Source organism: Pseudomonas sp. AC070 (genome assembly GCF_979258635.1).
In genome coordinates, this window is sequence record NZ_OZ409871.1 from 1971225 (window position 1) to 1984598 (window position 13374).

The window sequence follows — 13374 nt, forward strand, 5'->3', positions numbered from 1 at the left end:
GAGTGAGTGGGTTTACTCGGAGATAGCGAGCTGATTAGTATGGACAGATCCCAAGGGTACGAAATTTCCTATCAGAATAATAATTTTCAAGGGATCCAGGTCATGGATGAAGTGCACAATCCAGCCGCCGGTAGCCTCCTTCGTTCGAAGTTGCGACCTCCTCATGTTCCCGCTGATTATTTGCCGCGCCCGCACCTTAAAGCCGCGTTGGCCGGTAATCCACATGCTCGGCTAATTCTCCTGTCGGCCCCCGCCGGCTTTGGCAAAACCAGCGCCCTGGCTGCGCTGGCGCAGAGCTATGCCCATGCAGGCAGCGCCGTCGCGTGGTTCTCTCTGAGCCCCGAAGACGACGACCCTTCGCGTTTTTTTCAGCAACTTATCGATGCCTTGCGCGCCGCCATTCCTGGCGTCGGCCAGGATGCCCTCGCGTACCTGCAAAACACCATGCGCGTGCCCGCCGCCGCCCTGATGGAAAGCCTGTTGGCCGACCTCGCGCAGCGCGAGCAGCCGCTGCTGCTGGTGCTAGACGACCTGCATCTGGTGCAGGACGCCGAGCTGTTAAGCAGCCTTAATCGCCTGATCAAACTGGCCCCGGCGGGCTTTGTGCTGGCGGTGGGCAGCCGTTCCACGCCGTCGCTGAACCTGGCGACCTGGCGCGCCAAGGAAGTGCTGTTGGAAATCGGCGCGCCGGAGCTGCGCATGAGCAAGGCTGAAACCCGCGAGTACCTCGACCGTGGCGGCCTGCATCTGGATGAAGTGGCCCTCGACGCCCTGCATTCACGCACCGAAGGCTGGGTGGTCGGCGTGCACCTGGCCAGCCTGTGGCTGCGCCATCAGCCACAAGCCTGCGAGCAGATGGTGGACTTGGGCGGCGACCAGGTTGCTGTCGGCGACTACCTGCTGCGCAGCGTCTTCGAGCAATTGAGCGCCGAGATGCAAGACGTGCTCTTGGCACTGGGCGTGGCCACGCAACTGAGTGGCGACCTGGCCAACGCCCTGACCGGGCGCCAGGATGGCCAAAAGCTGCTGGAAAAACTCGAAGCCATGCAGCTGTTCTTGCTGCCCCTGGACCGCGAACGCCAGTGGTACCGCTTCCACAACCTGTTCGCCGATTTCCTCCGCTCGCGCCTGAAAGAGCGCGACCCCGACCGCCTCAGCCAACTGCATTTCAACGCCAGCCTGTGGTTCACCAACCACCACATGCAAAACCTCGCCATCGAGCACGCCTGCCTGGCCGACGACCCGCAAATGCTCGCGGCGTTGGTGGATGGCTGTGGCCTGGAACTGATCAACCGTGGGCAGCTCAACCTGATCTACCGCTGGCGCCAACGTGTGCCGGATGAGATTGCCGAGCGCTTCCCGGTGTTGGTGCTGGCCGATGTCTGGAGCCGCGCCGCCGAGCTGTCGCTGCCCGAAGCCAACGGCATGTTGGATGAGCTGCTGGCGCGCTGGGGCAAGCACAAATCCGAAGGACCGCTGAGCGACAAGGTGCTGGCAATTTTGGCGATCAAAGCCGTGCTGGCCCTGCAAAAAGACGACCTCGATACCTGCGTCGCCCTGGCCCGCAAAGTGGAAGCGCAGCTCGGCCAGCACACCGCGTTCCTTGAAGTGGCGCTGCTGATTATCGGCGCCCTGGCCCTGGTGATGCTGGCGCAGCCCGAGCAGGCGCGGCGCTTGCTGGCCTTGGCCCAGCAGCGCAAGCACTTCCTTGAAGGCCGTTACCTCGACATGCAACTGGCCAATGTCGAAATTCTGCTGTGCTTGGAGCAAGGCCAGGTCAAGCAGGCGCAGTTGTTGTTCGATCAACTGCGCGCGCGGCTGATTCCCTGGTTTGGCGAAAAGTCCCGCGCGCTGGCGCTGCCCACCATCACCGAATCGCTGGTGGCCTATCAGCAGGGGCGCTTCCAGGCGCTGGAGGAAAACCTCGGCTGGGCGCTGGGCAAGCTCGACGTCATCAACCCCATCGACCTTTACGCCCAAGGCATGCTCAGCCTGGCGCGCACCCAGCGGATTCTGGAAAAACCCAAAGACGCACAGAACACCCTGGTGTTGATGCAAAACCTGGCGGCGCGCAATCAGTCGTGGCGCTTCTACGCCCAGGCGGCCGGGGAGGAAATCGCCCTGATTCTGCAAGAGCAGGCCACCGACCGCATCAAGCGCGCCGAGGCGCGTTTTCAAGGCGTCGACTGGCCCAAACTCGCCGCGCCCTATAAAGCCATGAGCTTCAACCCGGTGTTGTGGGTGCAGGGCCTGACCCGCATCCGCCTGCAACAGGCCCGCGCCCACTACAGCGAGGCGCTGCATGAAATCACCCAACTGCGCAGCCAATTGCAAAACGGCTGGCATGGCCTGCAACGCCTGCGCCTGGAATTGCTCTCAGCCCTCAGTTATCAGCGCCTCGGCTATCAGGAGCGGGCGCAATCGCTGTTGGTGCAGTGCCTGATCAGCGCCGAGCGCGAAGGGGTGCGCAGTCTGTTTATCGAGGAAGGCGAGGGCATTCGCCTGCTGCTGCAAAACCTCGAAGCGGCGGAGCGTCAGCCGGCGCTGCAAGGCTTTATTCGCGGGCTGCTGGCCGTGTGGCCGGGGCAGGACGCGCGCAAGTCGCTGGAAGTGCTGGAAGAAGGCCTGACCGAGCGCGAGCGCGATGTCGTGTTGCTGGCGGCCAAGGGCATGTCCAACGAAGAAATCGGCCAGCAATTGGCCTTGGCGCTGGGCACGGTGAAATGGCACCTGCACAACATTTACGAAAAGCTCAAGGTGCGCAATCGGACGCAAGCCATCCGCCGCGCCCGTGAATTGGGGCTGCTGCAATGAACACTTCTGTCACCGGTTCACTCGCTCATTTGCCCACTTTGCCGTTGCTGCGCACCAAGCTGTTTCCCGCCGATGCGGGCGGTCGGCCGCAGTTGCTGCGCCAAGCCCTTATCGAACGGTTGTACGCCTCGCGCTCGCAGCGCCTGGTCATCCTTAGCGCGCCGGCCGGCTTTGGTAAAAGCACGGTGCTGGCCCAGTATCGGCAGCGTTTGCTCAGTACCAATGCCCGCGTGGCGTGGTTGTCTTGCGATGAAGCCGACAGCGAGCCGCAGCGCCTGCTGCAATACCTGGTGGCGGCGATTAACGCGGTGGCACCGGGCTTTGGCACGAACACGGCGAGCCTGTTGCAGGGCGATGTGAGCTGGCCGCAAGAGGCGCTGATCGATGCCTTTCTCGCCGACCTCAAGCGCCTGGACGGCGACGTGTACATCATGCTCGATGACTTCCACCACATTCGCCACGCGGCCATGGGCCCGGCGGTGCGCTACCTGATCGAGCATTTGCCGACCACCGTGCACCTGCTCGCCAGCACCCGTTATCAGGCGCAATTGCTGGTGGAAGAACCGTCCCTGAAACCCTGGACGCTTTGGCTTAAAGCCGAAGACCTGCGCCTGAGCTTTGAGGAAACCGCGGCTTATTTCCGCGAAGTGAAACAGCTGGTGCTCAGCCGCGATGAACTCACCCTGCTGCAAAACCGCACCGAGGGTTGGATTACCGCCTTGCACCTGGCGGCGCTCGCCTTGGCGCGTCACCCCGACCGCGCGGCGTTTCTCGCTGGGCTTTCCGGTACCGAGCGCAATATCGCCGATTACCTGGCAGAAGATGTGGTTGCCAGCCTGCCGGACAGCTTGCAGCTGTTTCTGGACCACACCTCGGTGCTCGATGAATTCAACGCCGAGCTCTGCAATGCCTTGACCGGGCACCGCGACGGCATCGAGATGTTGGCGCGGCTGCAAACCGAGCAACTGTTCATCATTCCGCTGGACGAGCACGGCGAGTGGTTCCGTTATCACCACCTGTTCGCCGAATTCCTCCAAGGCCGCCTGGCCAAGCACGGCGACCCCACCACCTTGCTGCATTCGGCCGCACGTTGGTGCGAAAGCCACGAGTTGCCAGACCGCTCGATCAAATATGCCCTGCGCGCTCGCGACTATGCGTTCGCCGCCGAACTGCTGGAACGCCAGGGCGCCAAGCTGATTGCCAGCAACCGCGTGTACGGCATTCTGGCGATTCTCAAAAGCGTGCCCACGGATGTGATTCGTGAGCACCCGGTTTTTCAGATTTTCTATGCCTGGCAGTTGGCGTTTGAGCAGAAGTTCGCCGACGCCGAAGCCTTGATCGAAGAAGTCAGCACGCGCCTGCTGCAAGGGCGTGGGCAAACTCTGCACTTCGCGTTGGTCGAGTTGCTCGCCGCCGCGCAAGTGCTCAAGGCGTTGGTGCTGCTGTATCAAGACAAACTCGAAGCCTGCCTGAAAGTGGCGCGCCATTGGCTGGGCATGGCGCCGGACAACCAGCCGGTGTTTCGCGTCAGCCTGTCGTGCGTGCAGGCGGCGGCGTACGCCTTGCTCGGGGACTTCGGCGAGGCGGCGAAATCCATCGCCCTGGCGCGGGAAAATCTGCGCCAAACCGAAAGCGAATACCTGCACGCCATGACCAGCCTGATCGAGTCGCTGATCTGCAAAGAAAGCGGTGAGCTGGAGCGCGGCCGTGAGCTGGCCGAGGCGGCGCGCAGTCGGGTGGAGCGCGTGTTTGGCCGGCGCAGCCGGGTGGGCGGGCCGCTGGCGTTGGCCTATGCCGACTTGCTCTATGAGCAGGACCGCCACGCGGCGATCTTGGCCGAGCTGCCACTGGCGACAACGTGGCGCGATGTGGCCACGCCCACCGAATTGATCAGCCGGGGCAAGTTGGTGATGGCCCGCGCGCGGTTTTTTGCCGGCGAGCCGGAGCAGGGTTTGGCTCAGCTGGACGAATGGCTGGGGGAATTGCATGGCGCCGGTTACGAGCGCGTGTTCGCCCTAGGCATGAGCTGCAAAGTGCAGTTCCTGTTGTGGCTGCAGCGGCCCAACGAAGCCGAACGCATTTGCCTGCAAATGCAGCAGCACCTGGCCGTATTGCCGCCCGGGCGCTATCTGGATGCGGAAACCGCCCTGGCGTTGTCGGAAGGGCGCCTGGCCTTGTGCGAGCGCCGCGCGGACAAAGCGCAGGCCAGCCTGGAAGCCTGCCTGGCCAAACAAACTGCCGAGCACCAGCGCGACCGTCGCCTGCGCTTGTCGCTGTTACTTTCTGTGGCGTACTGGCGCAAAGGTAACAGCGAAAAAGCCTTCGCCCTGTTCCAGCCCACCCTCGAAGACGCCTGGAACAGCGGTTACCGGCGCCTGTTTCAGGACGACGCTTTGTGGCTGCTACCGCTCTGGGACGCCTGGCGCGCGGCAGAACCCAAACGCGCCGCGCCCTGGCAAGGGCTGGCCGAAACCTTGCGCGAGCAATGCCGTCGGCTGTCGGTAGACCCGGAAAGTTTCAATGAAAATCAGGACGTTAGTCACCGCGAGCGGGAGATTCTGCGCTTCGTGGCGGCGGGGCTTTCCAACCGCGACATCGCCCAGGCGGTGCACCTCTCCGAAGCCACCATCAAGTGGCATCTGCATAACCTCTTTAACAAGCTCGGCGTGCGTAGCCGAACCCAAGCCGTATTAAAAGGCAAAAGCATGGGGCTACTTAGCGAAGCCTGAGCCAGAGCGGTGCGGGGCAATGTGCTACCGCTTTCTGGCGCATGGCCATCGTCCATCCCTTGGATGGGCTGGCAGCCGGGTCTGCACTCAGTAGCTTTGTCACAGGGCGCGAAGCATCACGCTTCATGAATCCAGGTCTGTCGTTACCAGGAAGGGCGCGACAGGCATGGGGATCGACGCGAGTTGATCCAGTTGTCGGTTACAGGAGTGGCCGGCAACACCCGGGGATACCCACCTGTGATCTTGGAGATAAAAACAATGAAAAGTTTCAAACAGCTCGCTCTTGCTGCAGCAGTACTGGCTGCACCTTTCATGGCTCAGGCCGATCTGCGCGCAATGGATGATTCCGCGCTGTCGAGCGTAACCGGCCAGGACGGGATCAGCATCTCCGGTAACTTCGGCGGTAGCGTTGGTAACGTGAAATACACCGACAACGACACCGGCGGCGGTAGCTTGAACATCACCAACGTAGGCTTCACCGGCTTCACCATCTCCGACGCCAACCCGCTGAAAATCGACGTAGTAACCACCTCTATCGGTGGCACCGACACTCAGCAACTGGCCATCAGCCTGCCAAACATGACCGGTACCGTGTCGGTCGGGGGTATCTACGGAGGCGGTACGTACGCCAACGGCGCAACCACCGGCGCGGCCAGCATCGGCTCGCTGGCGATCTCCGATATCAACATGGCGGGCACCACCGTCAAGGTATGGGGACACTGAGTTAGCAACACCCCTTGCTAACCCGAAGCCTTATCGGTACGCGCCGGTAAGGCTTTTTCCAATGCTCAGATTTAAAACGCGTCGAGCGACGGTCAGGCTTTTTAACGAGGCATGCCCTAAGCGCAGACAGTTTTTGGACCTGTAATGATCGAAATTCTTATCGGCAGTCTTTTGGGCGTACTGGGTTTCACCGAAGCGGTGGACACCAAACCGCCGGCCCAAGGCACGGTCAACCTGACCCAACAGCTCACCCCGGGCATGCCCATGCGCGAGTCGGTGACGCTGGAGCCGATGAGCCAACTGCAATTTCGCAACGTCATCCGTCAGGCCTACGACTACAGCTGTGGTTCGGCGGCGCTGACTTCCATGCTCGACTATTTCCTGGGCCGCGACTTACAGGAACGGCAAGTCATGGAAGGGCTGTTGCGCTACGGCGAGGCCGACAAGATTGTCGAGCGGCGGGGCTTTTCCCTGCTGGATATGAAGCGTTTCGTGGCCGCGCTTGGCTACAAAAGCGGCGGCTTCCGGGCGGCGTTTTCCGACCTGGACGAGCTTGAGCACCCGGCCTTGGTGCCCATCGAATACGCCGGCTTCAAGCATTTTGTGGTGGTTCGCGATGTGTACAACGAGCACGTGTTCGTCGCCGATCCGGCGCTGGGCAACATCAGTTTCACCCGCGCGCGCTTTGAAGAAATCTGGGACCAGAACGTGTTGTTCGTGATTTACCCCAGCGGCCAGGAACCGAAAAACGCCATGGCCCTGACCGAGAAAGACCTACGTCTGGTGGATGACCGCACCGTAAGCCTGCTGGCGTTTCGCGAGTTTCCCCAGATAACCAAATTCACCACGAACCAGGCCGACGAACTGGGTTCGGGCGGCGACATTCGCCACATCCGCCGCAAATAGCAGCACCTGAAAAACATAAAGACCAACACGTACGGCAAGACCTGCCCGGCATAACAAAAAAATAACTGGGGATTGGCGTCATGGGGATTAAGGGAGTGGCCTGCGTGGCCATGCTGACGCTAACGCTGAGCCCGCCTGCCTGGAGCGATGAGCCGACGGTAGACGAAGCCCGCGAAGCCTTGAGCAAAAAAGACGACGATGCCGACAGCTCAAAGGCGTTGGCCGAGGTGTTTCAGGCCGCCGAGAAAAGCTACACCTTGCTCAAGCAAGGCGAACGCACGTTGACCTACGGCTTCGACTATTCGCTGCTGCGCGATACTCAGATCACCACGTACCGCACCGGCAATAACGTGTACAGCGTGATCGGCGAAAGCGAAGCGCAGCACACCTTCACCAACTCGTTCACCTTTGACTACGGCGTGTGGGACAACCTCACCTTCAGCATGCGCATTCCGCTGATCGCCAAGTACGACACTGAGCGCGACCTCAACGTCTACAGCCTCGGCGACCTGTCGGCCAGTCTGCGCTGGCAGCCGTGGGCCTCGCACCGTGGCAAGCCGGTGACCACCTTGTACGGCACCATCGGCTTGCCGACCGGCACCAGCCCGTACGAAATCAACCCCGAGCACGACCTGTCGACCGGCAACGGTTTCTACAGCCTCGGCGGCGGGGTGAACGTGTCGTATGTAATCGACCCGGTCGTGCTGTTCGGCTCGGTCGGTTACACCTACAACGTGCCGGCCAATGTCGACCAGGAGCGCGGCGGGCGGCATCTTGAAAAGGTCGATCCGGGTTCGAGCATGTCCATGAGCATGGGCTTTGCCTACGCGCTGTCGTACGACGTGTCGTTGTCCACCTCGTACCAAATGGCGCAGACCTTCAAGCCGACCTACACGTTTTCCGATACAACGCTGGAGGGCAAAGAGCAAACCAGCGCCTTGATGAACTTCTCGCTGGGCCTGCGCACCTCGCCCAATTACATCGTCAACATCAATGCCGGGTTCGGCATGACGGAAGACTCTCCCGACGTACTGCTGGGGGTGTCGATGCCACTGGATATTCAGGGTTTAAAGGCCCAATAAGCCAGGAGCGACCACCGTCATGACGATCAGAACGTCGCCGCAGGTGTGGGCGATTTCCGGGCTCTGCTGGCTTGCTGCCGGGATTTACACCGGCTCGGTGCAGGCGCAACTGGCCAACGATTTGACCATCGGCAACCCCAAAGCCATGGCCATGGGCAATGCCGTGACCGCCGATTCCACCGGCATCGACGCCGTGCATTACAACCCGGCGGCGCTGACCAAACTTAAAGGCCGGCAGAGCACCATCAAGCTGCTCAGCGGCGTGATGGACATTCGCGCCAAGTTCAAAGCGCCGCCCGGCTACGGCAGCAACGCCTTGGGCTTCGACGACGACCCGATAAAAAACTCCAGCAGCCGCACGCTCACGCCAGTGATGTACTTGCCAGGCATGGGCGGCATGACCGAGCTGCCGGTGCTGATGGCGCCACTGGCCGGGGTTTCCATCAACCCGCCCGGTTCCAAATTCACCTTTGCCACCAACATTTATGCACCGATGGCCCTCGGGTATTCGCGCGACTCGGGCGACGACGCCGGGCGCTACCAGGGCAAGGAAGTGGCGCTGCAACGCATCACGTATTTCTCGCCGTCTGTGGGCTATCAGGCCAACGACACGCTGGCGCTGGGGTTGTCGGTGGGGTTCTCGCACCAGGCGATGGCGCTGAATCAGGATTTTCGTAATCCGGGGATGCTGACGGGCGTGGTGCGGATGCTCAACAAAGCCGTCTGCCAGCCTGGAATCGACGACATCCTCAGCCCGTTGATCAACCTGTGCGGCGGCAAGATCGGCCCCTACAGCACCTTGGCCAACATGGACCTGGACCTGCAACAGAGCCTGTCGCCAACCTACAACCTTGGCGTGTTGTGGGAACCCACCGACTGGTTCGCCTGGGGCGCGACGTACCAGAGCGAGGCGCGTATGCACCTTCAAGGCAAATACCGCATGGAATACAGCAAAGACTGGCAAGGCTTCTGGTCCGGCCTGCAAGGCTCGGTGTTCGGCCAGGTGCTCAGCCCGCTATTCCCTTACGGCAACGCCAGCGAAGAAAGCGGCAACGCCTCGCTGAACATGGTGCTGCCCGACAACTTCAGCACCGGCATCAAGCTGCGGCCCTTCGACAAATGGCAGTTCAACCTCGACGCCAAGTGGAGCGACTACAGCGATTGGAACAAATTTGAAATCGAGTTCGACCGCGAGCTGGACTTGCTGCGCATCGCCAAGATTTTCGGCGGCGGCAACGCCACTGACCACTCGATCATTCTCGACCGTGGCTACCAAGACACCTGGAGCTTCGCCATCGGTGCCCAGTACGACATCAGCGACCGCCTGGCCCTGCGCGCCGGCTACGAATACCGGCCCTCGGCAATTCCTAAAGATAAAGCCGACGTGCTGGTGCCCATCGGCGACGCCAACCTCTACGGCCTGGGCTTCGGCTACCGCTGGGACAAAGACACCACTATCGACTTCGGCTTCAACTACTTCGTGTCCAAACAAAGCATTCCGGCGGGCACCAGTTGCAACGTCAACTGCACCGGCATCGACAACCTGGTCTACAACCCGTACGCCGACCTGGACATCGACACCACCGTGAAGGCGTACATCATGGCCCTGACCTACACCACCACCTTTTGAGGTCTGCTTATGCCGCGCATCGCTCTGCTCGCCGCACTGCTGCTGGCCGCCACCGCCGAGGCCGCGCCTGGCCGCTACCTGACCTGGGTGGATGACCAAGGGCGCGTGCACAACACCTTCGTCGACAACCACTACAGCGAACAGCAACGCCAGGCCGCCAAGCGCATCACCCAAAGCGACCAGGAACGCATGAGCCAGAACGCCAGCACAGCAGGCACGACCTGGCCTGGCGCGAAAACCAATAACGAAAGCAAACGCCGCTACTTCACCTGGGTCGACGCCAGCGGCAACCTGCAAAACAGCTTCTACGCCGGCGCCCAGGCAGCGGGCGCCAAGAGCGACAGCCTGTTAGCCAACGGCGAGCGAAGCAGCGACTACATCGACGCCGACGTGCTGGAAGGGCGCAACTTCGCCCGCCCGGAAAACGGCACGCCGTATTACACCTGGGTTGACGAGCAGGGGCGCATGCGCAACTCCGCCGTGCCGGGCAGCAACGCACCGCAGCGCGTGGAAGCCCCCTCTAACGTGCGCTACAGCGATGGCCGACAAATCGAATTCAACAACAAAGGCAGCGTGCTACCCGGCCTCGACGGTCAGCCCACCGCCGCCATGCAAGCGCTGCTGGCTGGCAGCGGCGCGGGCGACAGCGAAGGGCTGTACCAAAACCTCGTACAGCAATGCTGCGGCCAACTGGCCGAAGGCGACTTCACTGAACTGTCGAGCGACGAACCGCGCTACGAAGAACTCAACCGTTTCTCCCCCAGCTTCAACTTCCCCATGGGCCGCAGCTACTACGCCGCCATGAAACTGCCCGCCGCCGGCCGCACCTATGGCCTGCGCGTGCGCAGCTTCGCCAACAAAAAAGTCGTCTACCCCTCGCTGCTCTTCCTCGACGAAGCCAAGCGCCCAACCCGCCTGGTCAGCGATGCCGTTTACCAACTGCACGGCGAAACCTGGTACCGCTACGCCTTTATCGAAGGCACCGTTCCGGTGAAAGCCGCGCAAGGCGAGCGCTACGTACTGCTGCTGACCACCGAAGAAGACAAACACCTGCAAACCCTCGACAACAAACCCTTCAAACGACCGTTGCAAGACCTGGCACTGGACGAAGCCGGTATGCAGAGCCACGCGCACAGCGACGAGGGTGGGTTTGAGTTGGCGATCGTTAAATAGCGGCCCGGGCAAGATTTTCGTTTGCAGGAATCGCGACTAAAACGGAACGCCGCCCGGTCGCTCCCACAGTTCGCACAAACTGTAGGAGCGACTTTAGTCGCGATGCTTTTGATCTGGCCTTTGATCTCGCTCGTGATCTACCCGCCCCATTCATCGCAGGCCGAGTGGAGTCGCCGCGTAGGGGGTTGAGCGGCCGGGAGCCGCGAAAGGAACATCGGGCCATGGATGGCCCGTTGTGACGGCCCCCGGAGCGGCGACGGAGTGAGGGAAGTCGCAGCGCAGCGGAGACCCAAGGTAGGGGCAAGCGCTTTGGTTACTTTCCCGCGACTGGGAAAGTGACTCGCGCGTAAGGCGCGAAACAAAACGTTCAGCACACGCGGTAATGAATACGGTAGGCCAAATCAGTCGAACGACTGGAAATTCTGGATCCCCGCGTTCGCGAGGATGACGGAGTTAGGTTGAGATGCGCGTAAGGCGCGAAACGAAACGTTCAGCACGCGCGGTAATGAATACCTCCGCAGAACCACCGTGTAAGGCTTGAGATACTGGATCCCCGCCTACGCGGGGATGACGGAGGCTAGGGCATCCACTATGTGGAGCTTCGCCGCGCGAGGATGACGCTGGCCATCCTGTAGGAGCGACTTCAGTCGCGATGCTTTTGACCGCCATAAAAAAGCCCCGCAATCGCGGGGCCAAGGTCTTGCTTAGCACACACAGAATTCAAACCTACGCGGCATGCGCCCCTTGCGGGCTACGCGGATGCTGCGCCTGCAAATACGCACTCAACCGGCCTTGCTGCCCCGGCGTCATAAACAACCCCAACTTGCTGCGCCGCCACAGAATGTCTTGCGCCTCGCGCGCCCATTCCTCACGGCACAAATAATCCACTTCACGCGCATACAACCCGGCGCCCAGGTGTTCGCCCAAATCCTCCAGCGAGCAGGCGCCATCGAGCAGGGCAAAGCTGCGGTTGCCATAGGTGCTGGCCCAACGCCGTGCCACCTGGGTTGGCAACCAGCCGTACTGACTATTCAGCGCTTCGACCAGCGCGCTGCGGCTGCTCATTTGCTCACCACCGGGCAACGGCGAGGCGGCGGTCCAGCTGGCGGTCATGTTGCTGAAGAAGGGCGCCAGTTGGCTCATCGCCGACTCGGCCAATTTGCGGTAGGTGGTCAGCTTGCCGCCAAACACCGACAGCAACGGCGCGTCGCCCGGCTGCGCAGACAACGCCAGCGTGTAGTCGCGGGTGACGGCGGAAGGGTCGTCGGACTCGTCGTCACACAGCGGCCGCACGCCGGAATAGGTGTGCAGGATGTCGGCTTGGCTGATGGACTTTTTGAAGTGGGCGTTGACCACGTCAAGCAGGTACTGGGTTTCTTCCGGGCTGATCGCTACTTGCGACGGATCGCCTTGGTATTCGCGGTCGGTGGTGCCGATCAGGGTGAAGCGCTCGAGGTACGGAATGGCAAACACGATGCGCCGGTCTTCGTTTTGCAGGATGTACGCCTGCTCGCCGTCGTACAGGCGCGGCACGACGATATGGCTGCCTTGGATCAGGCGAATGCCGTAGGGTGATTTTTGCTGCAGGTCGTCTTTGATAAAGCGCGCCACCCAGGGGCCGGCGGCGTTGACCAAGCCGCGTGCACGGATAGAGAACAGGCTGCCATCGGCACGTTCCAGGTGGATATGCCACAGGCCTTTACTGCGCCGGGCGCTGACGCAGCGGGTGCGGGTGTGAATGTGCGCGCCTTTTTCACGGGCGGCCATGGCGTTCAGCACCACCAGCCGGGCGTCGTCGACCCAGCAATCGGAGTATTCGAAACCGCGCGCGATTTCCGCTTTCAACGGGCTGCCGGCACCGAAGCGCAGGCCACGCGAGCCGGGCAACTTTTCCCGCTTGCCGAGGTGGTCGTACAAAAACAGGCCCATGCGAATCATCCACGCCGGGCGCAGGTGCGGGCGATGGGGCAATACAAAACGCATGGGTTTAACGATGTGCGGCGCCTTGGCTAGCAGCACTTCGCGTTCGGCGAGCGCTTCGCGTACCAGGCGAAATTCGTAATGTTCGAGGTAGCGCAGGCCACCGTGGATAAGCTTGCTACTGGCCGAGGAGGTGTGTTGCGCCAGGTCGTCCTTTTCGCAAAGGAACACCGACAAACCTCGGCCCGCTGCGTCTGCGGCAATGCCCACACCGTTAATGCCGCCGCCGACTACCGCGAGATCATAGATTTCGGCAACCGAGCTGGTGGGGTTCTGCTTCGCGTGCATGGCAAGCCTCTGAAGTCGAAAGTGAACGTAGGAATGTTCGTTTTCGAAA

Annotated in this window: 8 protein-coding genes; 7 read left to right on the forward strand and 1 reads right to left on the reverse strand. The window is 61.6% G+C overall.

The genetic code is table 11. The annotated features are described in order from the left end of the window. Positions 1-102 precede the first annotated feature (102 nt). From ACZZ0Q_RS08990 to ACZZ0Q_RS09020, 7 genes are all read left to right on the forward strand, one after another. Positions 103-2814, forward strand: coding sequence for a LuxR C-terminal-related transcriptional regulator (locus ACZZ0Q_RS08990; protein WP_463539273.1), 2712 nt, complete (start codon positions 103-105; stop codon positions 2812-2814). Next, the gene (locus tag ACZZ0Q_RS08995; protein WP_463539272.1) at positions 2811-5543 is read left to right on the forward strand and encodes a helix-turn-helix transcriptional regulator; all 2733 of its coding nucleotides are present in this window, start codon (positions 2811-2813) and stop codon (positions 5541-5543) included. Before ACZZ0Q_RS08990 ends, ACZZ0Q_RS08995 begins: the two co-directional genes overlap by 4 nt. A gap of 258 nt (positions 5544-5801) precedes the next feature. Then, positions 5802-6266 carry a DUF6160 family protein gene (locus tag ACZZ0Q_RS09000; RefSeq protein ID WP_463539271.1) on the forward strand — a complete coding sequence of 155 codons (465 nt, stop codon included), beginning with the start codon at positions 5802-5804 and terminating at the stop codon, positions 6264-6266. A gap of 144 nt (positions 6267-6410) precedes the next feature. Next, positions 6411-7172: a C39 family peptidase gene (locus tag ACZZ0Q_RS09005; protein ID WP_463539270.1), complete on the forward strand. Its 762-nt coding sequence runs from the start codon at positions 6411-6413 to the stop codon at positions 7170-7172. A gap of 80 nt (positions 7173-7252) precedes the next feature. After that, positions 7253-8254, forward strand: a complete 1002-nt coding sequence (locus ACZZ0Q_RS09010) for a transporter (protein ID WP_463539269.1) — start codon at positions 7253-7255, stop codon at positions 8252-8254. A 19-nt stretch (positions 8255-8273) separates the two neighbouring features. Then, on the forward strand, positions 8274-9884 hold the full coding sequence (locus ACZZ0Q_RS09015; RefSeq protein WP_463560482.1) for an outer membrane protein transport protein: 1611 nt from the start codon (positions 8274-8276) through the stop codon (positions 9882-9884). Between the two features lie 9 nt (positions 9885-9893). Beyond that, positions 9894-11057 carry a MalM family protein gene (locus tag ACZZ0Q_RS09020; protein WP_463560484.1) on the forward strand — a complete coding sequence of 388 codons (1164 nt, stop codon included), beginning with the start codon at positions 9894-9896 and terminating at the stop codon, positions 11055-11057. Positions 11058-11783: 726 nt separating this feature from the next. On the opposite strand, the gene glpD is transcribed toward ACZZ0Q_RS09020, so the two are convergent. After that, the gene (glpD, locus tag ACZZ0Q_RS09025) at positions 11784-13325 is read right to left on the reverse strand and encodes a glycerol-3-phosphate dehydrogenase (protein ID WP_463539267.1); all 1542 of its coding nucleotides are present in this window, start codon (positions 13323-13325) and stop codon (positions 11784-11786) included. Between the last annotated feature and the right edge of the window lie 49 nt (positions 13326-13374).

What these genes read in the sequence shown, in the direction of transcription:
- ACZZ0Q_RS09000 (WP_463539271.1), top strand. Translation starts at nt 5,802, where the DNA reads ATGAAAAGTTTCAAACAGCTCGCTCTTGCTGCAGCAGTACTGGCTGCA.
- ACZZ0Q_RS09015 (WP_463560482.1), top strand. Translation starts at nt 8,274, where the DNA reads ATGACGATCAGAACGTCGCCGCAGGTGTGGGCGATTTCCGGGCTCTGC.
- glpD (WP_463539267.1), bottom strand. Translation starts at nt 13,325, where the DNA reads ATGCACGCGAAGCAGAACCCCACCAGCTCGGTTGCCGAAATCTATGAT.
- ACZZ0Q_RS08990 (WP_463539273.1), top strand. Translation starts at nt 103, where the DNA reads ATGGATGAAGTGCACAATCCAGCCGCCGGTAGCCTCCTTCGTTCGAAG.
- ACZZ0Q_RS09005 (WP_463539270.1), top strand. Translation starts at nt 6,411, where the DNA reads ATGATCGAAATTCTTATCGGCAGTCTTTTGGGCGTACTGGGTTTCACC.
- ACZZ0Q_RS08995 (WP_463539272.1), top strand. Translation starts at nt 2,811, where the DNA reads ATGAACACTTCTGTCACCGGTTCACTCGCTCATTTGCCCACTTTGCCG.
- ACZZ0Q_RS09010 (WP_463539269.1), top strand. Translation starts at nt 7,253, where the DNA reads ATGGGGATTAAGGGAGTGGCCTGCGTGGCCATGCTGACGCTAACGCTG.
- ACZZ0Q_RS09020 (WP_463560484.1), top strand. Translation starts at nt 9,894, where the DNA reads ATGCCGCGCATCGCTCTGCTCGCCGCACTGCTGCTGGCCGCCACCGCC.